The 25,341-nt window shown below is 66.3% G+C and carries 22 protein-coding genes; 5 read left to right on the top strand and 17 right to left on the bottom strand.

Annotated features, from left to right (window positions below; genetic code table 11):
* Positions 1-23 precede the first annotated feature (23 nt).
* The 11 genes from addA to AC1DYL_RS07730 form a co-directional block, all read right to left on the bottom strand.
* A complete protein-coding gene (gene addA / locus AC1DYL_RS07780) occupies positions 24-3,446 on the bottom strand; it encodes a double-strand break repair helicase AddA (protein WP_477172695.1) in 3,423 nt (1,140 codons plus the stop codon).
* A complete protein-coding gene (addB, locus tag AC1DYL_RS07775; RefSeq protein ID WP_477172694.1) occupies positions 3,443-6,397 on the bottom strand; it encodes a double-strand break repair protein AddB in 2,955 nt (984 codons plus the stop codon). The genes addA and addB overlap by 4 nt, the downstream gene beginning before the upstream one ends.
* 42 nt (positions 6,398-6,439) lie before the next feature.
* Positions 6,440-6,889 (bottom strand): tRNA (adenosine(37)-N6)-threonylcarbamoyltransferase complex ATPase subunit type 1 TsaE, encoded by a 450-nt coding sequence (tsaE, locus tag AC1DYL_RS07770; protein WP_477172693.1) that lies wholly within the window; start codon positions 6,887-6,889, stop codon positions 6,440-6,442.
* A 39-nt stretch (positions 6,890-6,928) separates the two neighbouring features.
* The gene (locus AC1DYL_RS07765) at positions 6,929-9,331 is read right to left on the bottom strand and encodes a PAS-domain containing protein (RefSeq protein ID WP_477172692.1); all 2,403 of its coding nucleotides are present in this window, start codon (positions 9,329-9,331) and stop codon (positions 6,929-6,931) included.
* A gap of 400 nt (positions 9,332-9,731) precedes the next feature.
* Positions 9,732-11,132 (bottom strand): adenosylhomocysteinase, encoded by a 1,401-nt coding sequence (ahcY, locus tag AC1DYL_RS07760; protein ID WP_477172691.1) that lies wholly within the window; start codon positions 11,130-11,132, stop codon positions 9,732-9,734.
* An 81-nt stretch (positions 11,133-11,213) separates the two neighbouring features.
* Complete coding sequence (locus AC1DYL_RS07755; protein WP_477172690.1) at positions 11,214-11,732, bottom strand: DUF2937 family protein; 519 nt, start codon at positions 11,730-11,732, stop codon at positions 11,214-11,216.
* A gap of 99 nt (positions 11,733-11,831) precedes the next feature.
* Entirely contained in the window at positions 11,832-12,143 is a 312-nt protein-coding gene (locus tag AC1DYL_RS07750; protein WP_477151547.1) for an HPr family phosphocarrier protein, read from the bottom strand.
* Positions 12,144-12,167: 24 nt separating this feature from the next.
* Entirely contained in the window at positions 12,168-12,566 is a 399-nt protein-coding gene (locus AC1DYL_RS07745) for a PTS sugar transporter subunit IIA (protein WP_477151548.1), read from the bottom strand.
* Positions 12,567-12,652: 86 nt separating this feature from the next.
* On the bottom strand, positions 12,653-13,138 hold the full coding sequence (locus AC1DYL_RS07740) for an HPr kinase/phosphorylase (RefSeq protein ID WP_477172689.1): 486 nt from the start codon (positions 13,136-13,138) through the stop codon (positions 12,653-12,655).
* Complete coding sequence (locus tag AC1DYL_RS07735; protein WP_477151550.1) at positions 13,135-14,865, bottom strand: stimulus-sensing domain-containing protein; 1,731 nt, start codon at positions 14,863-14,865, stop codon at positions 13,135-13,137. Before AC1DYL_RS07735 ends, AC1DYL_RS07740 begins: the two co-directional genes overlap by 4 nt.
* Before the next feature lie 68 nt (positions 14,866-14,933).
* Complete coding sequence (locus AC1DYL_RS07730; protein ID WP_423065225.1) at positions 14,934-15,653, bottom strand: response regulator transcription factor; 720 nt, start codon at positions 15,651-15,653, stop codon at positions 14,934-14,936.
* 227 nt (positions 15,654-15,880) lie between these two features.
* On the opposite strand from AC1DYL_RS07730, the gene pckA reads away from it, so the two are divergent.
* Positions 15,881-17,431, top strand: a complete 1,551-nt coding sequence (gene pckA, locus AC1DYL_RS07725; RefSeq protein WP_477172688.1) for a phosphoenolpyruvate carboxykinase (ATP) — start codon at positions 15,881-15,883, stop codon at positions 17,429-17,431.
* A gap of 304 nt (positions 17,432-17,735) precedes the next feature.
* On the opposite strand, the gene AC1DYL_RS07720 is transcribed toward pckA, so the two are convergent.
* Both AC1DYL_RS07720 and AC1DYL_RS07715 read right to left on the bottom strand, forming a co-directional pair.
* Positions 17,736-18,569, bottom strand: a complete 834-nt coding sequence (locus tag AC1DYL_RS07720; protein WP_477172687.1) for a cell wall hydrolase — start codon at positions 18,567-18,569, stop codon at positions 17,736-17,738.
* A gap of 352 nt (positions 18,570-18,921) precedes the next feature.
* Positions 18,922-19,605, bottom strand: a complete 684-nt coding sequence (locus AC1DYL_RS07715) for an HAD family hydrolase (RefSeq protein WP_477172686.1) — start codon at positions 19,603-19,605, stop codon at positions 18,922-18,924.
* 80 nt (positions 19,606-19,685) lie between these two features.
* Between AC1DYL_RS07715 and AC1DYL_RS07710 the strand changes: the two genes are divergently transcribed.
* A complete protein-coding gene (locus tag AC1DYL_RS07710; RefSeq protein WP_477172685.1) occupies positions 19,686-20,294 on the top strand; it encodes a J domain-containing protein in 609 nt (202 codons plus the stop codon).
* Here AC1DYL_RS07710 and AC1DYL_RS07705 read toward each other — a convergent pair.
* Positions 20,291-20,695 (bottom strand): DUF1810 domain-containing protein, encoded by a 405-nt coding sequence (locus AC1DYL_RS07705; RefSeq protein WP_477172684.1) that lies wholly within the window; start codon positions 20,693-20,695, stop codon positions 20,291-20,293. The genes AC1DYL_RS07710 and AC1DYL_RS07705 overlap by 4 nt on opposite strands.
* 153 nt (positions 20,696-20,848) lie before the next feature.
* Between AC1DYL_RS07705 and AC1DYL_RS07700 the strand changes: the two genes are divergently transcribed.
* The 3 genes from AC1DYL_RS07700 (at position 20,849) to AC1DYL_RS07690 (ending at position 22,872) form a co-directional block, all read left to right on the top strand.
* On the top strand, positions 20,849-21,733 hold the full coding sequence (locus tag AC1DYL_RS07700; RefSeq protein WP_477172683.1) for an alpha/beta fold hydrolase: 885 nt from the start codon (positions 20,849-20,851) through the stop codon (positions 21,731-21,733).
* Between the two features lie 151 nt (positions 21,734-21,884).
* A complete protein-coding gene (locus AC1DYL_RS07695; RefSeq protein WP_477172682.1) occupies positions 21,885-22,427 on the top strand; it encodes a thermonuclease family protein in 543 nt (180 codons plus the stop codon).
* A 67-nt stretch (positions 22,428-22,494) separates the two neighbouring features.
* Positions 22,495-22,872 carry a GFA family protein gene (locus AC1DYL_RS07690; RefSeq protein ID WP_477172681.1) on the top strand — a complete coding sequence of 126 codons (378 nt, stop codon included), beginning with the start codon at positions 22,495-22,497 and terminating at the stop codon, positions 22,870-22,872.
* A 57-nt stretch (positions 22,873-22,929) separates the two neighbouring features.
* Here the strand turns inward: AC1DYL_RS07690 and AC1DYL_RS07685 are convergent, their stop codons facing one another.
* The 3 genes from AC1DYL_RS07685 to AC1DYL_RS07675 form a co-directional block, all read right to left on the bottom strand.
* The gene (locus tag AC1DYL_RS07685; RefSeq protein ID WP_477172680.1) at positions 22,930-23,592 is read right to left on the bottom strand and encodes an outer membrane protein; all 663 of its coding nucleotides are present in this window, start codon (positions 23,590-23,592) and stop codon (positions 22,930-22,932) included.
* A 780-nt stretch (positions 23,593-24,372) separates the two neighbouring features.
* Positions 24,373-24,741 carry a hypothetical protein gene (locus AC1DYL_RS07680; protein WP_477172679.1) on the bottom strand — a complete coding sequence of 123 codons (369 nt, stop codon included), beginning with the start codon at positions 24,739-24,741 and terminating at the stop codon, positions 24,373-24,375.
* Positions 24,742-24,989: 248 nt separating this feature from the next.
* Positions 24,990-25,250, bottom strand: a complete 261-nt coding sequence (locus AC1DYL_RS07675) for a DUF2171 domain-containing protein (protein WP_477172678.1) — start codon at positions 25,248-25,250, stop codon at positions 24,990-24,992.
* Positions 25,251-25,341: the final 91 nt, after the last annotated feature.

The raw sequence follows: 25,341 nt of genomic DNA, 5'->3' as shown, positions 1-25,341 counted from the left end.
GTCCAGTGTGACTTCAACGAACGTCACCGGATGGTGAACCCCCGCGCCGCTTCCGCCAAAGCAGCGTTGGGCAATTTTAGCAGCGATTCCAACTCAGTCCAGAGAATCCCGGCTTCTATCCTCTGCCCCGGGAAAAGCTGCTTTGCAACAAGCGCATAGAGCCCGAGTTGCGTCAGATAACCGGGTTTCACCCGCCCGGGTTCCATCACCGGGTCGGCATCGGACTTGAAATCGACCAGCAGTACGCCGCCCGAGGTGGTGACGATGCGGTCGATGCGGCCCGCGATGGTCACCGTCTCGCCCTTCCGCTCGGCCGTCGCGAGGAACGGCACTTCCGCTCGGCTGCCCTCGGTGAACAGGTGCGCGAGCTCCGGACGGGAAAGGATCGAAATGGCCTTGGCGGCGAGCGACGCATGCTGATCTGGCGCTTGCGGCAACAGCAGCGGCAAAGCCCGCGCCGCGACCGCTGCCCGGTCGGCCGGATCCACTTTCGCGAGGTGCTGCAACAGGGCATGCAGTGCGGTGCCGGAGAGGCGGGCCGTCTCGGGGTCGAGCCCCTCTTCCAGTCGTGTCGCCAGCGAGCGAGCCGGATCGGATGGCACCTCGAGGCTCGACGGCCGCAACACCTTGCGGGCCCGATGGGGTGGCAACGGCGTGAGGTCGAGCAGGGCGGCAGCGGTACCCACCAGGGCCTCGCTTGGCTTCAGCTTCGCAGGTGCCGGCCGCTCCTTCGGATAGACCAACGCGCTGGTATTGCCGTCGGCATCGACCACGCTCTCGCTCAGCGGCCCCAAGCCCTGCTCGATGGCCTCGTACCAGCTGCCATCGACCTTGCCCTGCTTGGTCAGGTAACCGGTGACATAGAGCTCGTCCTCGGCCCGGGTCATCGCGACATAGAGCTTGCGCCAATATTCCTTCAGCTGGTCGCTGTCCGCGTCGTCCTTGAATTCGCTGGTCTGCGGCGCATGGGTGGCGGACGAAGAGGCGTGAATGAACAGCGGCGGTACGGCCCTCAGGTAGATGCTCCGCCGGTCGCGGCCGCGCTCGGTGATCGCAGCATCGGCGAGGATCACGATCGGCGCCTCGAGTCCCTTCGCCCCGTGCACGGTCATCACCCGCACCCCGGCGCCGCCTTCGGCCAGCTCGCGCTTGATCGTCACTTCGCGCGACCTGAGTTCGGCGAGGAAGCCGAGCAGCGAGGGCTGCGTCGATTGCTCGTGCGACAAGGCCAGATCGAGGAACTCGGCCATCACGTCGTCGATCTCGCTGCCGAAGCGGCCGCGCATCCGCCTCAGCCCGCCACCGGCATAGAGCACGTCGGCGTAGAAGTTGAACGGCCGCTCGAAATCGAGCCGGTTGCGCCAGCGATAGAGCTGGTCGTAGGCCGCCTTCACCGATGGGATGTCGGAGCCCTCGATCGCCCGCCACAGCCGCTTGTCGCCGCGCGGCTGCGCCACGGCCAGCAGCTCATCCTCGCTGACCTCGAACAGCGGCGAGCGCAGCAGCGCCGCCAGTTGCAGGTCGTCGGCCGGATTGCTGAGCACATCGCCCAGCGCCATCATGTCGAGCACGCCGATATGGGTGGTGACCGCCAGCCGGTCCGCCCCCGGCGTTGGCACTCCGGCGCGGATCAGCGCGCGGATGATTTCGTGGAACAGGATGCTGCGCACCTGCACGAGGATCAGCACGTCATCGGCGCTGACCGCGCGGCCGCGCGGTCCCAGCGGACGCTTGGCGTCGATCCAGCCCTTGATCTCGCGGGCGATCCGCTCTGCCACCTGCCGCTGTGCGCTCTGCGTCTGGATCAGCGGCGGCTCGGTCGGCCAGTTCTCGGGGTCGGTCTCCTCCGCCTGGTCCTTGATCGGCGGCCACAGCGTCACCATCCCGCCGGCGTCGGCGCGCGCCGTGCTATGCGCGACGCCGCTCTCCTCCAGCGCGCCATCGCGCAGATCGCCTCGCTTGAACACCTCGTCCACGGCGTTCAGCACGTTGGGCAGGGTGCGGAAGCTGTAGCGCAGCGGCACCGGGGTGATCTCGAAATGCGCCGCCTTGGCGCTGAACGCATACTGGCGCCCGGCTTCGACGAACACCTCGGGGTCGGCGCCCTGGAACGAGAAGATCGACTGCTTCTGGTCGCCCACCGCGAATAGCGTGCGCGGCCGGTCGGCGGCGGCGCTGTCGCCGAAGAAGAAATCGTCGATCAGCGCGCCCACCACCTGCCATTGCAGCGGGTTGGTGTCCTGCCCCTCGTCGACGAGGATATGGCTGAGACCGGCGTCGAGCTTGTAGCGCACCCACGTGCCCTGTGCCTCGTCGCGCAGCAGCGCTGCGAGTTTCTCGATCAGGTCGTCGAAATCGAGCAGCGAGCGGGCCCGCTTCGCCTTCTCGTAATGCGCCGAAATCGCCGCCACCACGTCGAGCATCGCCTCGCTGCGCGCCACTAGCTCCGCCGTCACCAGCTTCTGGTACAGCCGCTCGATCCGCTGCCCCTCCGCCACCACACGCGCCGCCACATCGGGGATCAGCACCGCCGTCGCCTTCTTGATCAGCGTCTTCCGCGCTGTGCGATCCGCCTGAGTCAGGAACGCATCGAGCAGGTCGTCGGCATCGGGCCGCTCCGGGTCGATCTGGCTCAGCCGGTCGACGAAATCGGTGCCGTAAGGATCGGGCACGATCAGCGAGAAGATCGTCGCGTGGTCATCGCGGCTGAGCCCGTAGCCCGAGCTGATCTCGTCCATCACCTCGTCGATCGAGCCGACGTCGCCGACGAGCTTCCGCAACTCGCGCTTGGCGACGCGCGGCTGCGCCAGCACCCGCCGCAGCGTCCGCTGCTGGTTCAATGCTTCGAGGATCGCGGTCTCGATCTGGAAATCGCTGAGCAGGCCGAACAGTGTCTCCACCGCCGTGGCTTCGCCACTGCCGCGCAGGCCCGCGGCGATCACCGTCTCCCGCGCTTCGAGCAGCATGCTGTCGCGCTGGTGCTCCTCCAGCACGCTGAAATCGAACGGCACGCCCGCCTCGCGCGGGAAGCGGTGCAGCACGCTCTCGCAGAAGGCGTGGATGGTCTGGATGCGCAAGCCGCCGGGCGCTTCGAGGGCGCGTGCGAACAGCGACCGGGCACGCAGGCGCATCCCCGGTGTCGGCGGCACGCCACTGAGCGCCGTCAGATCCTTGATCAGTTCGTCTTCGCTTTCGAGGGCCCATTGCCCGAGCCGCTCGGCGACGCGGCCGCGCATCTCCGCCGCAGCCGCCTTTGTGTAGGTCAGGCAGAGGATCTCCTCGGGCTTGGCGCCGCTCAGCAGCAGCCGCAGCACGCGGGCGGTCAGCACATAGGTCTTGCCCGAGCCGGCATTGGCCGTCACCCAGACGCTGCGTTCGGGATCCGAGGCATCGCGTTGCGCCGCAACGATCTGCTGCGGCATCGGGTTGAGAAGTCGCCGGCTCATGGGTCGTCCACTCCGGCGGTCAGTGTCCACTCGTCGGTGCGGGCGAGGTGATCGTAGTCGCCCGGGTAGGATTTGCGGCCGGTCTCCACCCGCGGCCGGATCCGCGCCGCCATCGGCAGCCCGTCATGCAGCAGGAACGCATCGACATGCCGCTGCATGCGGCGCTCGATCTCGCCCACTGCGTCCATCAGGCTCATGCCCTTTGGCAGCTTGAACGGCTTGATCTGGAACGCCGCCGGCCCGAGGCCGATCTTGATGTAGGTCAGCGCCGAGCTGTCGCGCGGCACGATGCTCGGGAACACCCCAGCTCGGGCCATCGCCGCTTCCAGCAGCAGCTGCGGCGCATCGAACGCTGTCATGTCCTTGGGCTGCGGCACGCCGCCGGTCTTGAAGTCGATGATCTCGAGCGTGCCGTCGCGCTTCACGTCCAGCCGGTCAGCCTTGCCGACAAGGGTGAAGTTGTCGAGCGCCGGGAACTTCCACTCGCCCTTGGTCTCGGCATGCCGCTCGACGATCTCGTTGTCGCGCCGCCGCTCATAGTCGAGGAACTGCCGGGCGGCGCGCTCGAAGCGCTTCAGCCAGATGTCGCGGCGCTCCTTGATCGCGTCGAGCCCGGAAAAGGCATCGCGCGCCATGCCCACCATCTCGGGCAACGCCTCCGGCAGGTCGAGGTCGAGCCCGGCCGCGATGAACTTCTCGAACACGCCGTGGATCATCGTGCCGCGCTCGCGGGCGCTCGGCTCGGTGCCCAGTGGTTCGAGGCGCTTCAGCGCCAGCACATGCTTGGCGTAGATATCGTAGGGCGAGCGCATCAGCGGCTCGATCTCGGTGATCGACAGCCGTCGCGGGCGTATGCTGGCCGGCGGGTTGGGCGCCGGCCGGTCCGCCGGACGCGGCACGCCGGCAAAGTCGATCGCCTCGGCCTGGGAGAGCCAGCGCGCGCCGCGGGTCCGCACCACCTCGGCATCCGCCTCGCCGATGAAGGCATAGAGCCGCTGCAGCAGCGGCGAGGGTAGCGCCGGCGACGTGCCGATCCGCTCGGCATAGGCGATCAGCACCTCGGCATTGCCAGCGGCCATGGCGAAATCGTGCGCCGCCTGACCCTGCCGCCGCTCAGGCGGCTCGAGCCCGATGCCGATCCGCATGCCGCGGCTGAGCCATGGGCCGGGATCGGCGACACCAGGCCAGATGTCCTCGTTCATCCCGGCGAGGATCATCAGGTCCGGGTTCTGCAGCCGTGCTTCGAGCTCGCCCCAGATGTGGATGTCGTCGCGCGTCGGTACCGGATCCTGCGTCTTGGTGCCGGCCAGCAGCGCCTCGAGCACAGCCTCCAGGTCGAACGGCGCAAAGGCAGTGCCGCCCTGGTCGAGCGAGGTCAGTTCCCCAGCCCAGCGGCGGAACTCCGGCATGCCCGGCAATTCGGCATCGCCGATCAGCGCGTCCATGGTGGTGAGCAGCGCCGATGCGAGATCAGGCGCCGTTATCCGCTCGCGCTGTCCCAGCGCAAACACCGGCTGCATCGCCGCGTCGAGCTTGTCGAGCAACTGCGGCAGGTCCTCGTGATCCGAGAGTTCTCGCAGTCCGGCAATCCCGGCCGCCGGGCGTACCGCGCGCAACTTCAAGTCGATGATGTCGGCGAGACGTCGCACCGCGTAGCGGTCGAGATCGAGCGAGACCGCCGCGTTGCGAAGCAGGGCGATGATGTCGACCGGCGCATAATTGTCCGTCGCGACCGCGAGCACCTGCCGCGCCAGCCGCCCGGCGCCGGACTGGAACAGAGGCGTACCTGCGGCGTCATCGACTTCGACGCCGTGGCGCTTGAGTTCCGCCGCGATACGCCGGGCCAGCGTCTGATCGCGCGCCACAATGCCGACGGTCTTGAGTTCGGCGAGGGCGGAGCGCGCCGCGAGGGCAATTGCCCGCGCTTCGACATCGGCATTGCGCGCTGCCAGGATGCTGACGCCTTCGAGCGCTCTGCTCACCGGAATGTCCGAGCGGAGGATCGGCCAGGCCGGCGTCTCGCTGGCCGGCGCCAGCGCCGCCCGCACCAGCGCCGTGCGATGTGCTTCCCCCGCCAGCTCCTCGACTTCGCCGACACCGGCGTCGAGGCCTCGCAGGAGCTTCATCAGGCCATATTGCGGATGACCCTGTGTTGTCTCGCCGCCGAGCATCCGCTCATGCCGATCAGGGGTGAACGACGTGTCGAGCCCCGGCAGCACCAGCACGCCGCGCCGCAGCTTGGCGATGGCCTTGAGCAGTGCGGCGGTTGCCGGAATCGAGCCCGTCGAGCCAGCGGCGATGACCGGCCGCTCGCCATATGCGAACTCGGCTGTCGCCGCCTGCCGCAACAGCCGGTCGTTCCGCGCTGCGGCTGCATCGATCCGGCCGCGCTCCGCGAGGATCGCCGGCCAGGCTTTCAGCGCCACGTCGAGGAATTCCAGCACCTTCTGCCAGTTCCCCGCCAGCTCTTCCGGCACCAGATCCCTAAGCTTGTCGGGCGACACGTCCTCGATGGTGAAGTCGTCGATCACCTCGCCCAGCGAGTCGGCGAGCCAGAAGATCTCCGCCGGGTTGGGCGGCGTGGCAAAGCTCTCGGCCCGCTCGGCGAACAGCCGCACCAGGTGCGACAGCGTCAGCCGCCGTTCGAGCAGTGAGGCGGCCGGCCTGCTGGCGGGCGCGTCGGTGGGCGGCAGGAATGGCTCCTCATCGGCCACCTCGCCGCCGAAGGTGCGGATATCGGGTAGCAGCACCGTGCCGCCGAGGCGCTTGGCGAACTCCTCCGCCAGCCCGAACCGGGCGCGGCGCGTGGGGAGGATGATGGTGACGTCGCTCAGCCAGAACGGGCCTTCGCGCGACCAGTCGCCCAGCAACGTGCCATCGAGCACCCGCTCGGCGAGCGTCGCGAGGAAAGGCGCGTGGGGCGCGATGGTGAAGAGCGAGTCGCGGCGCATGGTGGGCGATTTGACTTGTTGAGGCCGATGAAGTCCAGCGCGCTAGACGGCACGCCCGTCGGCGAAGCGGATCGTCGCGCTCCGACCCTCGCCGCCCGGCGGAATGGCGAGGTTGATAGCCACGGTCGCCCGCTCCACCACCTCGTCCGAACGCTCGGGCCACTCGACCAGGACGATCGCATCGGCCCGGTCGAACAGCCCCAGCTCGTCGACCTCGCGCGGACCGCCGAGCCGGTAGAGGTCGGCATGCAGCACCGGCGTGCCGTTCGCCTCGTAGGGCTGCACCAGCGCGAAGCTGGGGGAGGGGACGTCGAGCCCGCTGTCGCCGACCAGCGTGCGAACCACCGTCCGCGCCAGCGCCGTCTTGCCTGCACCGAGATCGCCCTCGAGCAGCACCAGGTCGCCGGGCCGCAGAACACTAGCGAGGCGGCGGCCGAGGTCGGCGGTCGCATCGTCATCGGCGAGGAACAGGGTTTGCGGCGTGGCGCTCATCGGTGTCCGATAGCCGAGGATGGCGCCGGACGTAAAGGCCTACTCGGCCGCGCCGACCATCGCCGCGTCGCTCGGGAGGCTGACCACCACTCTTGTGCCGCGCGGCTCACGCCGCTCGACATTGATGGTGCCGCCATGGAGGTTGACGAAGGCGCGGACGATCGAGAGCCCCAGCCCAGCCCCGCGCTGCCGCGCCGCACCCGCGAGTGCGTCGTTGCGATCGAGCAGCGCCAGGCGCATTTCCTCGCTCATCGGCGCACCTTCATCCTCGACGATGAACTGGATGCGCCCGGTGCGGCCGCTGACCGTGAGCTTTACCTCGCCGCCCGGCTCGGAGAAGCGGGCCGCGTTCGATAAGAGGTTGTAGAGCACGTTGACGATGCGCGTGCCGTCGGCGTTGAACGGCGGCAGGTCGGGCTCGATCACCACCTTGAGGTTGAGCGACGGCTCGCCATCGATATCGGGGAAGGTGGCGGCAAGACCAGCGCGCGCCTTGTCGACCAGCAGGGCGACTTCCTGCAGCTCGGGTTGCAGCTGGGCGATGCCGGCATCGACCGTCGCGAGATCGAGGATATTGTCGATCAAGACGCCCAGCGTCGCGCTCGAGGCACGAATGAAATCGGTGTAGCTGCGCTGCTTGTCGTTGAGCTCACCGGCCGTACCGGAGGCGAGCAGGTCCGCAAAACCAATGATGTTGGTCAGCGGCGAGCGCAGTTCGTACGAGACGTTCTGCACGAACGCGTCCTTCAGTCGGTCGGCCGTGATCAGCGCGTCGTTGCGCTCCTTCAGCACCCGCTGGTAGTTGGCGCTCTCGGTCACATCGAGGAAGGTCATCATCGTCTGCCCGTCGGGCAGCCGCACCACGGCGTAATCGATCAGCTTGCCGTCGGCCCGGGTGATCCGGCCCTGCCGGTCCGACCGGGTCGGGTTGAGGTCGATGATCGAGCGCTTCAGGTCGCGCCAGATCGTCGCTCCGTCATCCGGCAGCGCCCGCGACGCGGCTTCGGCGATCTGGTCGATATGCGGCGTCTCGCTGAGCAGGTTCGCTGGCAGCTTCCACAACGTCGACAGCTTCGGGTTGCTGAGTGTCAGCCGGCCATTGGTGCCGAACACCGCCACTGCCTCGCTCAGCGCATTCAGCGTCGAGCGCTGCACATCCAGCACCACCTTGTGCTGGCTCTTCAGGTTCAGCTGGTCGGTGATGTCCTCGAAGACATAGATCACCCCGCCCTTCGGGCCGGCCGGCGCGGCGATCACCTGTACGGTGCGGCCATCGGGCAGGTGCCAGGCCTCAAGCTCTTTCGGGACCCGCAGCTGGTACGACGCCAGGTGCCGTGCCCGCCAGCCCTGGTAGTCCGGCTCGTTCGGCAGTTTGCCGTCGGTGCGCAGCTTGTCGAGGATGGCGCGCTCGTCCATGCCGAGCTTTAGCCAAGTGGGGTCGATGTCCCACAGCGTGCAATAGGCGCGGTTGAACTGCACCAGTTCGCGATTGGTGTTGAAGATCGCGATCGGCGTCGCCAGCGCGTCGATGATTGCCGAAAGGTGCGACAGCCCCGCATCGCGCGGCGCACTGTCCTGCCGGGCATGCAGGTACCCGGCGGAGCCGCCATTGACCGGGAAGTCGACGACCTCGAAATCGCCGATCTCGCCCAGCGTCACCATGGTGCTCTGCGGCTTGCGGGCATCGCCCAGCACCGCGCGGTTGCGCTGCAGCAGGCCGTAATCGACCAGCTCGGCCGGCTGGCTCTCGCTGGTCTTGCGACCGAGGGCCCGGGCGAGGTCGTGATAGGCGGCATTGGCGAACACCAGGCGACCGGTCCCGTCGCGGAGGAACGCCGGCTTGCCGAGGCTGGCGAGGACGGTGCGGGCAGTGGCGTAATCGGTAGTCGTCTGCGCCACGGCGGGAGCGGCAGCCGGGATGAGTTCACCGGAGGGCTGCGTCACCGCTGGCCGCAGCCGCAGCGCAGCGCCGTTGCCGAGCAGCGAGCCGGAGGCGCGGACGGTGCGGCCATCATGCGCCTTCAGTGTCAGTTCGAACCCGCGACCGCCAACCCGCAGGTTCTCGATCGAGCGGGCCACCCGCTCGGCATCGGCCTCGCCGAGCCAGGAGCCGAAATCGAGCACAGCTTCGGCGCGGCGGCCGGGCGGCAGCAGGGCCGAAGCCTGGCCGAGGAAGCGCGGACCCTCGCCGGCGCTGGCCCACAACACGATGATCTCGCGGCCGCCGGAGAGCAGCGCCTCGTATTCGTCCACCCGGGCGCGAAGGCTGGCGATCTGTTCGGCGGCGCGGTGCCGGGCCGAGCGGTTGTCGTGCAGCATGCGGCGCACCAGCGCCATGGCGATCAGCGCGAAGGCGCCGGCCCCGAGTGCGATGGCGACGGGCGCAGCGCCCATCACGTTGTTGGCGGAAATGCCCTGGGCAAGGGCAGGCGACGCGCTCAAAAGGGTTACCAGACTCGCTGATAGACCTGCGAATCCCCAATCGTTCCGGACCCTATCCGGCGCCATATACTGCCCCTAACCGATTTGCTGCTCATCGCCGTCCGAAGCGGACGGCGAACACCGCACTTGCTTGCCGCGCCGAGCCCCACTGATTCGCCGCGTGTCCGGCTGGTCAAAAACGCGTAACCGCCGAATCACCAGACCTTACCGGGGTCGGAATCGCGCAAAAAGAGTCTAATTGTATGTGAACAGCGGGGAATGCCCCGAGATTGGGAGTTGACCCGAGTCCGAACAGTGAACGCTTCGTTAACGCGGCGGTGATTTGGGCGGATTATTTTGCCGGGTAACGAAAAGGGCGCCACGAGGGCGCCCTTTGGAAGGTCAGCAATGATGCCGCGGATCAGTAGCGGTACTGCTCGGACTTGAACGGGCCGGTCGGGCTGACGCCAATATACTCCGCCTGCGGCTTCGACAGCTTGGTCAGCTTGGCGCCGAGCTTGGCGAGGTGCAGCTCCGCGACTTTCTCGTCGAGATGCTTAGGCAAGACGTGCACGGCCTTGGTCAGCTTGTCGCCATTGGTCCACAGCTCGATCTGCGCCAGCGTCTGGTTGGCGAACGAGGCGCTCATCACGAAGCTCGGGTGGCCGGTGGCATTGCCGAGATTGACCAGCCGGCCTTCCGACAGCAGCACGATGCGCTTGCCGGGCGCGAGCTCGACGATGTCGACCTGCGGCTTCACGTTGGTCCACTTGAAGTTGCGCAGCTCTGCAACCTGGATCTCGTTGTCGAAGTGGCCGATGTTGCAGACGATCGCCATGTCCTTGAGGTTGCGGATGTCGTCGAGGCTGACGACGTCCTTGTTCCCCGTGGCGGTGACGACGATGTCGGCGCGGTGAGCCGCATCCTCGAGCGTCACGACTTCGTAGCCGTCCATCGCCGCCTGCAGCGCGCAGATCGGATCGACTTCGGTGACCAGAACACGAGCGCCGGCGCCGCGCAGCGACTGCGCCGAGCCCTTGCCCACATCGCCATAGCCGCAAACGATCGCAACCTTGCCGGCGAGCATCACGTCGGTGCCGCGACGGATCGCGTCGACCAGCGATTCACGGGTGCCGTACTTGTTGTCGAACTTCGACTTGGTGACGCTGTCGTTGACGTTGATCGCCGGGAACGGCAGCTCGCCCTTCTGCTGTAGCTGGTAGAGCCGCATCACGCCCGTGGTGGTCTCCTCGGAAACGCCGCGGATGTTGGCGCGGATCTTCGAGTAGAACTTCGGATCCTGGGCCAGGCGCTTCTTGATCAGCGCGAAGAAGATTTCCTCTTCCTCGGAATGCGGATTGTTCAGCACCGACGGATCGGTCTCGGCCTTGGCGCCGGTCAGCACCAGCATGGTGGCATCGCCGCCATCGTCGAGGATCATGTTGGGGGTCTGGCCGCCCGGCCATTCCATCATGCGGTCCGTGTAGTCCCAGTATTCCTCGAGGCTCTCGCCCTTCTTGGCGAACACCGAGATGCCGGCGGCGGCAATCGCCGCGGCGGCGTGATCCTGGGTCGAAAAGATGTTGCAGCTGACCCAGCGCACGTCGGCGCCGAGCGCCTTCAGCGTCTCGATCAGCACCGCGGTCTGGATCGTCATGTGGAGCGAGCCGGCGATGCGGGCGCCCTTCAGCGGCTGCTTCGCGGCATATTCCTCGCGGATCGCCATCAGGCCGGGCATTTCGATCTCGGCCATGCCGATTTCCTTGCGGCCGTAGTCGGCGAGGCCGATGTCGGTGACCACGTAGTCGTTGTTGCTGGCCATCGGCCCTCTCCGTCTTATCGCTGGTGTTGGGGCCTTATACTGAAGGCAGCGGGCGCTATCAACCGGGATATAAAGAAAGCTTTATGTCCCTCGCCGTTCGACATAGCGGATGCGCCGCCGCCTGAACGGCAGCATCAGGAAGCCGACCAAAGCCGAAAGCGCGGCATAGCCGATTAGAAAGCCGGCGCCGGCATAGGCGAAACCTTCGATCGTCACCGGCACCGCGGGCTTGTAGTCCCTGAGCGCACGGCCGCCGATCTCGCTGTCGAGATACTCGGGCAGCTTGGTGAAGCGCTCCCAGCCGGCCGCGCCGCGCACCTCGGCGAGGGTGGCGGACAGCTCCTCGTAGCGCTTGAAGGTGCGCGCCATCGACTCGCCGCGTGCCGCGATAAAGCCGTCGCCGGTCTTCGAGAACCTATCGATCGCCTCGTCGCGACCAAGGCCTGCTTCCTTTGCAGCCTTGTCGAAATCCTCGGTGATGATCCTCAGTTCATCGACCGCCCCGCCGAGACGCTGCGTGTATTGCTGGGCATACTCGGGGAACTGGCTGAGCCCGGCCCCAACCACGAGGCCGCCGAGCAGGGCAAGCGTTCTGCGCATCTGGTTCTCCGACCGGTCTCGACACGACTGCGCAACGGGCCGATCTGCCCGGGCGTTCCCACCATAGGGCGAGATGGTATCAGGGGGATAAACCGGCCTTTACGCCGCGGCGCCGTCCGAATCTTCGTCGAAGCCGTTGTTCACCAGCGTGGTGATGGCATCGAGCGCCTCGCGGGCCTGCTTGCCGGTGGCTTGCACGAGGATGGTGGAACCGGGCCCGGCGCCCAGCATCATCAGGCCCATGATCGAGTTGCCCGAAACCGCCTGCCCGTCGCGAACCACCTTTATCTCGGCATCGAAGCACTCGGCGGTGCGTACGAACCGGGCCGACGCCCGCGCATGCAGGCCCTTGCGATTGACGATGGTCAATTGCTGCGCGAGTGCCCGATCCGAACCAGCTGCGGTATCCATGACGCTAAGATGCCGGATTTCGGCTTAACCGCCAAGCGTCTCGCTGGCCACGTTGATGTATTTCCGGCCCGCTTCTGCGGCTTCCTTTACCGCCTGCTTGATTTCGAGGTCGGCGCGGACGCGGGCGAGCTTTACCAGCATGGGCAGGTTGACCCCGGCGATCACCTCGACTTCGCGCTGCTGCATGATCGAGATGGCGAGGTTGGATGGGGTGCCGCCGAACATGTCGGTGAGGATCACGACGCCCTGGCCCTGGTCGGCGGCATCGACGCATCTGAGAATGTCGTTGCGCCGCTCTTCCATGTCGTCATCGGGGCCGATGGCGATGGTTTCCACCATCTCCTGCGGGCCGACGACGTGCTCGAGGGCGGACTTGAACTCAACGGCGAGCGCCCCGTGCGTCACCAGAACCATGCCGATCATGCAATATCCCCAAAGTCTCGCAGGTTCCGGCCGGGCAACTAGGGCTCCCAGAGGAAGCGGGAGTCTTGCCCCATGGCGAGCCTGATTCAAGTGGTTTTTTGTCGCGCCACTCGCGGCTGTGAACCGAGCTCCCGGATTGCCTCCCCGATCAGCAGCAACTGGTGCCACGTATCGATCACGCCGGCCCGTGGAACCGGTGCCCGGGGCAGGGTGACGCCGAACAGCTCGGTGACCAGCGCATCGTCCTCGAGCATGCGTTCCAGCGTCTCGACCAGGTCGATGACAAGGTGCAGCGGCGCCTCTTCGACGAAGGGGCGCTTGACGATGCCGCGGCCGCGCAGCTCGATCAGCCCTTCGATGTTCGGCGCCGGTCGCATGCGAAGCCGGTCATTGCCGGTAACGATCTCGACGCGGTCGTCCGACACCAGTGTCGCTTCGAGTCCTCGGGCGTCCCACTGGTCGAGCAAGGCGAGTGCCAGCAGTGACTTGCCGGCGCCGGGCGGGCCGCGAAGGATCAGGCCGATGCCACCCAGCACCAGTCCGGTCGCGTGGATATTGTGGGTGGCAGTCACCGGCGCTTCTCGGCCGCTGCGCGCCTCAGCTTGACGGTGAACTTGGCGCCGCTGCGATCGTCGCGATTGGCCGCGGTAATGCTGCCGGCATGCGCCTCGACGATCTGCTTGGAGATGGCGAGGCCGAGCCCGGAGTGATCGCCGAAATGCTCGCCGTCCGGGCGGTCGGTGTAGAACCGCTGGAAGATCCGGCTGATATCGCCGCGGATGCCCGGCCCCTCGTCGGTGACGACGATGGTGATGGTGTCCTCGTTGGTCGACACGTTCACCAGCACCTTGCCGCCCTCGGGCGAGAACGACACGGCGTTGTCGATCAGGTTGTTGATTACCTGGGCCAGCCGGCTGTCATGGCCGAGCACCACCGGCACGTAGCGGCTGACATGCTTTTCCAGCACGACATCAACCTTGCGGTTGGCCGCCACGTCCTTCTGGATCGACACCATGGCGTCGGCCAACTGGGCGACATCCACCCGCTCGGCGCTCTGCCGCGCCAGTTCGGCATCGAGCCGGCTGGCGTTGGAGATATCGGAGATCAGCCGGTCGAGGCGGCGCACGTCGTGCTGGATGATGGCGTTGAGCCGTTCGCGATCCTCGGCGCGGCGGGCTCGCGGCAGGGTTTCGACCGCGGAGCGCAGCGACGTCAGCGGGTTCTTCAGCTCATGCGCCACGTCGGCGGCGAAGCGTTCGATCGCCTCGATGCGGTTATAGAGCGCCGAAGTCATCGAGCGCAGCGCCTTGCTGAGGTGCCCGACCTCGTCGGTACGGTCGGAGAAATCCGGGATCTCGGTGCGGCTGGTGACCGTCGAGTGCACCTGTTCGGCGGCTCCGGCCAGCCGGCGCAGCGGCCCGGCAATGGTGCCTGCGAGCAGCAGCGACAGGATGATGGTCACGCCACCGGCGACCAGCGCGATGCGCAGGATCCCCCAGCGTTCCGCCGTGGCGATCTGGTCGATGTCGCCGGGCTGGGTGGAGAGCAGCAGCACGCCGACATTGGCGCGCACCCGCTGGATCGGCACCGCCACCGACACCACCAGCTGGCGCTTGGCATCGACGCGGACGATCGCGGTCGCGGCGCCGCCGAGCGCTGCCGAAACCTCGGGATAGCGGGTGCCTTCGTCGGCCCCGAACTCCTGGTATTGCGGATAGTCGTCGCCCGGCAGCCAGTCGACCAGCGCGTTCCACCAGTCGAGCAGGAAGAACGTGCCGCTATCCGCCGGCTTGATCTGCCGCAGCACTTCGCCGCGCGCATAGAGATTGGCGCTGTCGAGGATCAACAGGCCCTGCTGGTCGTAGATGCGGGCCCGCGTCCGGGTCGGGGTGACGAGGTTACGGAGCAGCGGCGCAACGCGCTCGGGATTGACCGGGAATTCGAGGCTGGGGTCGAAGAAGCTCAGCGGCGAGACTACCTCGCTGCCCTGCAGCTCGATCAGCCGGTCCGGATTGACGGTGATGACGTCGCTATCGACGGTAGCCGAAGCCGCGATCGCCGCGGCGATGATTTCGCCCTGGACGCGCAGGCTCTGCACCCGCGCTTCGATCAGCCCGGTGCGCCATTGGTTGAGGAACAGGATGCCGATCACCAGCACGGCGAGGCCGGCGAGATTGAGCACGATGATGCGGCGGGCGAGGCTCGAAAAGATCGTCAGCGCCAACAGGCGCTGGATCTGCTTGATCGCAGCGAGCACGAACGTACCGACGGCTCCGGCGATCCGGTTGAGCTTCGGCATGATGCCGACCTCCGCGGATGCGGGCCTCGGACCCGGCAACTCCTCTTCGGTGACGGCCAATTGTCCTCTTACTGCTCCTTGAAGCGGTAGCCTACGCCGTAGAGGGTTTCGATCATCTCGAAATCGTCGTCAACCGCCTTGAACTTCTTCCTCAGCCGCTTGATGTGGCTGTCGATGGTGCGATCGTCGACATAGACCTGGTCGTCATAGGCCGCATCCATCAGCGCGTTGCGCGACTTGACCACGCCGGGGCGCAGCGCCAGGGCCTGGAGGATGAGAAACTCGGTGACGGTCAGCGTCACGCGCTGGCCCTTCCAGGTGCAGGTATGGCGCTCTTCGTCCATTACCAGCGAACCGCGCTCGATAAGCGCCTTGCTGGGTGCCGCCTCGCTGCCCGGAGTGCCCGGCGCTGCAGAGGGGTCGCGCGGCGCGGCCCGGCGGAGCACCGATTTGACCCGCTCAACCAGCAGGCGCTGGCTGAACGGCTTGGTGATGAAGTCGTCGGCGCCCATCTTGAGGCCGAACAGTTCGTCGATCTCCTCGTCCTTCGAGGTGAGGAAGATCACCGGCACATCGGACTTCTGGCGCAGCCGGCGCAGCAGCTCCATGCCGTCCATGCGAGGCATCTTGATATCGAGGATGGCGAGGTCGGGCCGGTCGGCCGTCAATCCCTCGAGACCCGAAGCCCCATCGGTATAGGTGGCGACCTGATAGCCTTCGGCCTCGAGCGTCAGCGACACCGAAGTCAGAATGTTACGGTCGTCGTCCACCAGTGCGATCTTGGGCATTGAGCTCCCTTTCATCCAAATCACGGCGGGCGAGTGGCTCTCGCACCCCGAATTGTGGCGAGCATTGACTGCCACAATTGCGCATAAATAAGGCGTTCAGCCAATGAATGCCAGCATGCCGCACTCAACCGAAGTCGCAGGACTTCCGTCTTAAGCCGGATTTCCGGATGGGCGGCGGGGTCTACAAGGCCGTAACTCATGGTCATTCCAGACCGAGGGTAACGGCCATGGGCCATCAAATTCACGTAGAGCTCGCAACCCGGATCGGCGCCTTGGCGCATGTCCGGTGGGACGAACTGCCCCCCACTTTGGTGGAAACCGCGCTTGCCAGTGGCGAAGGGCGGCTCGCTGCCGGCGGTGCGCTCGCCGTCACCACAGGTGTCTTCACCGGCCGTTCGGTGAAGGACAAGTTCATCGTCCGCGACGCCGCGACCGAGCATCAGGTCTGGTGGGACAACAACCAGCCGATGGCGCCCGAGCACTTCGAGCGGTTGCTCGCCGATATGATCGCCGCGACCGACGGGCGGACCCTCCACGGCCAGCACCTGCTCGCCGGCGCCGACGAGCGCCACCAGATGCGCATCAGCGTCGTCACCGAGACGGCCTGGCACGCGCTGTTCATCCGCAACCTGCTGATCCGCCCGGAAACGGCGGGCGGAGTGACCGATGTCACCATCCTCCATCTCCCCAGCTTCACCGCCGATCCGGCCCGCCACGGCAGTCGCACCGGCACGGTGATTGCGCTGGACATGGCGCGCAAGCTCGTCCTGATCGCCGGCACCGCCTATGCCGGCGAGATCAAGAAGTCGGTGTTCTCCCTGTTCAACTTCCACGCACCGTTCGCCGATACGATGCCGATGCACTGCTCGGCCAATATCGGTCCCGATGGCGACGTGGCGCTGTTCTTCGGCCTCTCGGGCACCGGCAAGACGACGCTCTCGAACGACCGCGAGCGCCTGCTCATCGGCGACGACGAGCACGGCTGGACCCCCGATGGCGTGTTCAACCTCGAGGGCGGCTGCTACGCCAAGACTGTCAAGCTCAGCCCAACGGCCGAGCCGCAGATCCACATGGCAACGCAGCGCTTCGGCACCGTGCTCGAGAATTTGAAGCTCGATGACGCGCTAGTGCCGCTCTACGACGACATCTCGCTGACCGAAAATACCCGCGCCGCCTATCCGCTGGAGACCCTCCCGGCCGTCGCCAAAGGCGGCGTCGGCGGCAAACCGCGCACCGTGGTGTTCCTTACCGCCGACGCCTTCGGCGTGCTGCCGCCGATTGCCAAACTCACGCCCGAGCAGGCGGTATTCCACTTCCTCTCGGGCTACACGGCCAAGGTCGCCGGCACCGAGCGTGGCGTCACGGAGCCGGTCGCGACCTTCTCCGCCTGCTTCGGCGCGCCGTTCATGCCGCTCCACCCCACGGTCTACGGCCGCCTGCTGGAGCAGCGGCTCGAGGCCACCGGCGCCCGCATCTACCTGCTCAACACCGGCTGGACCGGCGGTGGCTATGGCGTCGGCAAGCGCATCGACATCGCCACCACCCGCCGGCTGCTGGATGCGGCGCTGTTGGGTGAACTCGAGAGCGCCGAGATGCGGGTGGAACCGCTGTTCGGCATGCAGGTCCCGCTGCGCGTCGACGGCGTCACGCCAAGGGCGCTGGACCCCCGCGCCAACTGGGCCGACGTGGCGGCGTACGACGCGGCGGCGACCAAGCTGCAGGACCTGTTCGCGACGAACTATCGGAAGTTCGAGACGGTGCAGGTCGCGGCGGAGTAGGGCGGTACGAGTCGGCTGAGCATGACGGTCCCCGCGTAAGCGGGGATGTTTTTTGGGGGCGGCGATACGCGCCGCACTGTTCCCAACCCACGGCGTCATTCCCGCGAAGGCGGGAACCCAGTGGGAAATCTCAGCAACCGCCTGCGTTGCAGCATCCCACTGGATCCCCGCCTTCGCGGGGACGACGGCGGTGGTCGGGATGGATCGCACGGCTCGAAGTGACCGCCAGGGTGGCGCGTTGATCGCACCCCCACAAATGAAAAAGGCCCCGTTCAGGGGCCATTCATCCGGAAACCGCTAGGTTTCAGTTCTTCGAATAAAACACGTGCGAGCCGATGGCGGCGACGCGGTGGAAGGTGTGGGACCAGTTCGGGGCCACTGCCTTGGTGTGGTAGAACAGCGCCGAGTTCGGCACCACGCCCGGGCGCTCGCCGCGCTGGAATTCGTAGAACGCGTCCTCGGCCATCTTGATCGAGCGGTTCCATGCCGAGCGCTCACGGCCCATGTCGGAGCGGCCGTCGCAGGCGAAAGTGAACTGGCACTTGTAGCGACCCTTGTCGGCGTTCTGGAACACCACGCCACAGATCGTCGATGGGTACTTCTTGCTCATCGCCCGGTTGATGATGACGTTGGCGACCGCAAGCTGCCCATCACGGCTCTCGCCGCGCGCCTCGTGATAGATCGCCTGGGCGAGGCAGAGCTTTTCGCCCTCGGCCAGTTTCACCCGTTTAGTAGTCGGCACGAAATCGGCCTGCACGTAGTTGGTGAGTACCGAAGCGGTGAGGGCCGGCTTGTTCGAGAAATCGACGCTCTCGATCGCATCGAGCGCCTGGTTCTGCCGCTTGGCGATGTAGCCCATCAGCATGGCTTCGGTCAGTTCCGCCTTCGGGGCCGGAACGTCGAAGCCTTCGAAATTGTCGAGCTGCTGTTTGCGGGAAACATAAGCCTGCAGCACTTCGTTGGTGAGCTGCGGCTGGGTGCTGGCCTGGAATTCTTCGCGCTTCAGGGACACTGCCTGGGTGAAAGCAGCGGGAACCACAGTGTCGATGGAGAGTTCTTCAGCAGACGACGGAGCAAAAGTCACGAGCAGCACGAGTGCTGCTGCGGCGAACGCCAATGCATGCGTAATTGCACGCATCGCTGGTGCGATCGACCCTGCTCGCAATCCGCCTACCTTCCCCCGATGCCGCCCCCGAGGCAGCCCAGCTTGGTTAGTTACCCAAGCCCGGACCCTAGCCGAGCTTGGACAACGATGGAACCCAGAATTTACAGTTACTTAACCATGAATCTTAGGTTCCTAATTTGAGGTTAATGCCTCTCGGACAGGGGCGAAAGCCCTGATTTTAATGGGTTTTGGAGACGGCTAAGCCAGGCTTGCGGAAGTCGATAAAAGTTAATCGATCCGAATCGTTGCCCGAACGACACAGTCTCTCACGCCCTGCGGGGCGCGAGGATTAGTCGATCGATTCCAGCTGGACTTTGGAGGCCGGTCAGGCTGCCGTGAAGGCGGCGGCGCGCAACTCGTGAAGACTGTGCATCACTGCGACGCAGAGCGCGCTGATCTCGTCGGACGGCGCGACGATGTCGGGCACCATGATGGTCTGCATGCCGGCGGCGTGTGCCGCGCGTACCCCCGTATGCGAGTCTTCGACCGCGATGCAGAGCGACGGATCGACGCTAAGCCGTCCCGCCGCCAGGAGGTAAGGCTCGGGGTGCGGCTTGGGGTTGATCACGTCGTCGCGCGTCACCACCGCCTCGAACATCGAGAGAATGCCGGCGCCGCCCAGGTGCCCGAGCGCATGCGGTGCCCGCGAGGAGGTGGCGACCGCGGCGGGAATGCGCCGCGCCTTGAGCTCGGCGAGCAGTTCGTGCACCCCGGCCTTCACCGGCACCACTTCGCTCATCTTCTGCTTCATCAACACCCGGCACTTCTCATCGAAGATCGAGTAGGGGAAGCTGACGCCATAGGCTTCGACGAGCAGGCGATTGGTGGTCTCGTGGCTCGAGCCGACCATCGCATGATGGATGCCGTCGGTCATTTCGAAGCCGAGATCGGCGCTGACATCCCAGACGATCTGCTTGAACACCATTTCGGTGTCGAGCAACGTGCCATCCATGTCGAATACGATGGCGGAGAAGGGCTTGAGCGGCGAAATCGGAACGGTGGGAGACATATCGGGGGATATAGGCAGATTTCACCCGGACCGCTACCCTTGGCTTCAACCGCCGCCGCCGACCTGCTATGAGCCCAGCGATGACCGCGTTCGATCCCTATGACGTGCTGGGCGTCGGCAGAGCCGCTCGCGCCGCCGACATCAAGCAGGCCTACCGCCGCAAGGTGCAGGTCGCCCACCCCGACCGCGGCGGCGATCCCGAGCATTTTGTCATCGTCGTTCGAGCCTTCGGGCTGCTCTCCGATCCCGACTCGCGCCGCCTGTTCGACGAGACCGGCATCATCGACGACGAGGCGGTGACCAGCTATCGCCGCGAGGTGGCGGCAATCCTCGCCGACATGTTCGACGCCGCCGTCAGCACTGCCATCGTCACCGGCCTGAAGCTCGAGCGCGTCGATTTCATTGCCCAGATGGCGGCGGCGGTGGAAACCGGCCTCGGCGACTCTCGCCGGGCCCTGGCCCGCGTCGATGTCGAGATCGGCGCGCTGCAGACCCTGCGCAGCCGCATCCGCCGCACCGATGAGGACCGCAACATCTTCGTCGAGCGGCTCGACGCCCAGGTGGCGGCCAAAGCCGAGCAGCACCGCACCATCAAGCGCCGCGTCGCCATGCTGGAAACGGCGCTCGCCGAACTCGGCAACTACGAGAGCGAGACCGAGCTGATCGCCGCGCTCGAAGCCGAGGGCTAAAGCTCGGCCAGCGTCAGCGGGTCCTCTATTCCCTCATAGTACTTCGCCAGCGCCCGCCGGAACGGCGTCGCCTCGTCCGCCGCATGGGCGAACAGCGTCATCGACGAGCGGAACTTCATGTCGTCCGGCGAGGCGAAGATCTCGTGCGCCGTCCGCCCGCTGACGCCATTGACCGCTTCGGTGCACTCGATCAGCCGCGTACCCAGAACCGGGTGCGCCAGAAAAGCCCACGCCTCATCCAGATCCGCAATGCCGAACCGCAGCGCCGTCGGGCTGCGGCCGAGGACGCGGAGCTGCGGGAAGATGAACCACATCCAATGCGTGGTCTTCCGCCCGGCACGCAGCTCGGCCAGTACGTCGGGGTAGATCGGATCCTGTGCTGTGACGAAGTGCTCGAGCATCGGGCGAGATTACCACGCCCCGAAAGCGCGGGGATTGAGGAACCTCGATCGCCCGCTGAAGTTTTTTCCCCGGCCGTGTCGATTCCGGATTTTGCCGCTCGTCGTGAAGTCAGAAGGCGCAGTGGACGCGCCGACGACAACAGGAGAGAGATGATGAAGACCGCCCTTCTTGCCGCCGCCCTTGCCCTTGGCTTTGCCGCCATCAGCCCCGCCGCACGGGCCGAAACCGCCAAGATCAACGGCCTCGACATGTACTACGAGGTGCATGGCGAAGGTGAGCCGATCGTGCTGCTGCACGGCGCCTATATGTCGATCGACAGCAACTGGGCCGGGATGATCCCCACCCTCGCCAAGGACCACAAGGTGATCGCTGTCGAGCTGCAGAGCCACGGCCACACCAGCGATCGCGACACCCCGATCACCTACGAAGGCATGTCCGATGACGTGGCCGCGCTGCTTGACGAGCTCAAGATCGACAAGACGGCCGTGTTCGGCTTCTCGATGGGCGGCGGGGTCGCCATCCGCTTCGCCATCGATCACCCCGAAAAGGTCACCCGCATCGTCGCCGCCTCCGCCGGCTACAAGTACGACGAGACAACGATGGGCCCCGACTTCATGAAGATGATAGAGGGGATCACCCCCGAGATGTTCGCCGGCACCCCGTTCGAGGCCGAGTACAAGCGGCTGAACCCGCACCCGGAGAACTTCCCCACCCTGGTCGAGAAGCTGAAGCAGCTCGACCTCACCCCGTTCGACTGGTCGGCTGAGTTCGCCAAGATCAGCGTGCCCTCGCTCTATATCTACGGCGACGCCGATATCGTCGGGCTCGACTACATCGCCAAGCACCACAACGCGGCGGGCGGCATCGTCAACGGCGACATGGCGGGCCTGCCCAAGACCCAGCTGCTGGTTCTCCCCGGCACCAGCCACATCAGCGTGTTCTTCAACCCGGCCAATGTCGAGATCATGAAGGCCGTGGTGCCGGTGTTCCTCAACCAGCAGTTGCCGCAGCCGCCGCAGCAGATGCCGGCCTCCTGACCGACAACGGATCCCACCACGAGGGGCCGGCAGTTCTCCTGCCGGCCCTTTGCCTTGCCGTGAACCTCGCATTCATCCTTACGGGGTTTCCTTGCCGCGCTGGTCGGGCGGACATGGAAGCGTCGCCGCCAGTGATTCCCAGGGGGCGGCGATGGCGCGGGTCGAGCGGTTCGGGCGGCGAGTGGTGGCATTGCCCACGCGGCGCCGCAGCAATGCCCGCTGGACCACGCTGTGGCTGATGCTGCTGGCCTTCGCCACCAGCGCCGCGCTGGCGAGCCTGGTGCTGGGGAGCGTGCCGCTGCAACTGCCGCGCCTCGCTCCCGCTCCGGCGATCTCGCTCCCCGCCGTCGCCGCCAGCTTCTCGGTCTGCGGCAGCGGCCATCGCAGCACCTGCGTGGTCGACGGCGACACGTTCTGGCTCGAGGGCACGAAGTACCGCATCGCCGACATCGATACGCCCGAGGTGCGCGATTTCGCCTGCCCGGCCGAGAAGGCACTGGGGGACCGGGCGACGGCGCGGCTGGCGGCGCTGCTCAATGCCGGCCCGTTCGCGCTCGAGCCCGCCGATCGCGACGAGGACAAATATGGCCGCAAGCTCCGCATCGTCACCCGCAACGGCGCCTCGCTCGGCGCGCAGCTGGTGACCGAGGGCCTGGCGCATCGCTGGGGCGGGGCGCAGCGCGAGTGGTGCTGAACCCACTCCTGACACGCTCTGTCAGCATCCGTCAGCCACATCGGGGTCACCAACCAAGGAGACCCCGATGACCACCCAAGCCACCTGCCACTGCGGCGCCACCCGGATCGAGCTGCCCCACCCGCCGACCGAGGCCACCCAGTGCACCTGCAGCTGGTGCACCAAATCGGGCGGGCTCTGGGCATATTACCGGCCCGAGGACATCAGGATCGTCCACGCCAACCACCCCGGCCGCTATGCCCCGAACGGCTTCAACGAGCATTTCTTCTGCAGCAATTGCGGCTGCACCACGCACGGCATCTCGCCCGACTACACGATGGAGTCGCTGAACTCCGACCAGATGCCCACCGGGCGCAAGTTCGCCATCAACCTCAAGATCCTCGACGACTACGAGCTCATGACGTCGCTGCCGGTTTCGGTGATCGACGGCCGGAACCTTTGGTAGCCGGAAACGACAGCGGGCGGCCGAAGCCGCCCGCGAATGCCCGTTGCTGGCCGGGGATCAGAAGCCCCAGTTGAGCCCGACGGTGACTTGATGGGCGGTTAGGCCTATCTCAGGGCCGGCCTCATAGCTGGCGTCGCCGTAGTCGCTGTAGCGGTAGAGCAGGTCGACCGAGAGGTTCTCGGTGGCGGCGAACTCGACGCCGGCGCCGACGGTCCAGCCGACATGGGTGGCGTCAACCTCCGACGGCCCAATTAGGCTCGTGGCAGCCAAGGTATTGTGAGCGAAGGCCACGCCCGCCGTCAGGTAGGGCAGGAAGGCGCCGCCATCGAAGCCGACCCGGCCGCGAACAGAACCAACCCAGTCGATGGTCGAGCTGAGGGTAAACGGCGGAAAGGGCATGACCGTATCGGTGATGTCGGCCCAGGCGATATCGCCAACGACGCCCAGCACGATACCGTTCTCCAGCGTGAAGTTGGCGCCGGCGTTGACGCCGAGCAGCGAGCCGGCCGGCTCGGGAAACGAGAAGGGAGCCGGACCGGCATCAAGCTCGCCCCAGGCATAGCCACCGAACACGCCGATGAAGGCGCCGTCCCAGTTGCCGCTGGCCTGGACCACGCCGGCTTCCACCGGGGTATCGATGATGAGATCGGCAGCGGAGGCGGCCGAGGTGATGGCCAGCGCCGACGCGCCGACGGCGAAAAGCCGGATGATGGTGTTCATTGAAGCCCCAGGAAAACAGAATTCAGTATGCGATTGCAATGGCATGGCCGATCGCCGAACGGAAGCGGGGTTCGAGGGAAAATCCACCTACGGAAGCGTTCGTAACGAGACGATCACGGCGAACCGAAGCGCCCGACCGCCTCTCGGCTCCGGGGTGCTCGGGTAGTCGGGCGGTTCCGGCGTGGCTTCGACCACGCGGGTAGTCCGCAATATGAAGGCCGTCGCCACGCCGGAACTGTTCGGAGTTTTTGCGGGGGCCATGAGGAAGCGTTCGCACGCCGGGTGCTAGCCCGGAAACGGTGGACGGGTGCCCGTAGCCGCGGCCGCCAGGGAACGGCTTCCCCAGCACCGAAATCGCCCCACCGACCGTCCGTACGCGACCGCGCCCGTGTGGGTGACGGAGGGGAGGATCGCATGGGTGGAGAGGGCGGGGATTAGTTTCGACGGATTTCTCACAGTGCATTGAAGACATTGCTGTTGTGGTTGTGGCCACCCCCACCCAGCTTCGCTACGGCTTCGCCTAGCTGCGCTACCCTCCCCACAAGGGGGAGGGAGGTGCGAGAGCCGATGGCTCAGTCGTCTCCCTCCCCCTTGTGGGGAGGGATCAAGGGTGGGGGTGGCCACACGCTCTGGAGGTGGGGCTGGAAGGCGGGGCATCCTCGACACCCTGGCTCCGCGCACCCCCTCTTGGAATTTCTAAGGCTTAGCGAAGGGCTAAGCCCGAGAAATTCCATTCTCCCCTGCAAGGGGGGAGATGGGATCGAGTTTGGGCCGCCTGCCTCACTTCGCCCCGCGCATCTCGTACATCTCCTTGATCACCTGCAGCGTCTTGTAGGCCCGCTTCACCACTGGCTCGGCGTCGTGGTTGCTGATCTGCGTGTCCGTCGGCCAGGACGGAAACCAGTCGGTGCGGGTTTCGCGGGTGGCGGCGCGGCGGGCGAGTTGGAGGGCGGCGGCGATCTTGGCCGGGTCTTCCAGTTCGAGCAGCTTGCGCCGGCGGTCCGGGGCGTAGAGCTCCACGATCCAGTGCTCGAGTTCCTTGATGGCAAAGTCGAGGCGCCGGCGCAGCCGCGGGGAGGGCGCGAGACGCTGCGCCCGACGCGGCCGGCGCCGGCGGTACGGTGGGGGGAACGGCGTGGTTTCAGGCATGGCTTATCCTCGGTGATGGGGACCACGGAGGATAATGGAGGCTTTGGGTGGGGGGATTGGTGGGCCATCAACACCGGCCGTCATCCCGGCGAAAGCCGGGACCCAGTGCACTGAACCGTCCACGCACTGGAACTGCCGCACCTAGCAGCGAAAGACCGGATGGCGCGCACCGGCCTGACGTTCCGAGCAGTGGGCCCCGGCTTTTCGCCGGGGTGACGGCCGGTGGGTGGGATTAGTCCGGCAGCGCCTCAGTGCCGCGTCTTGCCGTCCTCTTCTTCCTCGAACAGCTCGGCATTCGACGCATCGGCCGATAGCCGCACCTTGTCGCCCTCGATGGCGGCGACGAGGATGCCGGGCACATAGTGGTGATGCCCCTCATGGCTGCCGCCGGGCGCCTCGGCCTTGGTGAGCTTGATCCGCCCATCCACGACCCGGTCGACAATCCCCACATGTACCCCATCGGCGCCGATGACTTCCATGTGCTCGCGAATACCGGAAAGGTTCGACATGGGTTTGCTCCTTGGTTGTTGGAGCAGGGGTAACGTGTGGGGGGCGGGGATGGATGCCGTCAGAGCGGTGAGCGACCCCCCCCATCAGTTA

The sequence above is a fragment of the Devosia sp. P1_H9 genome, assembly GCF_056405135.1.
This window is presented reverse-complemented; position numbering and strand designations above follow the sequence as displayed.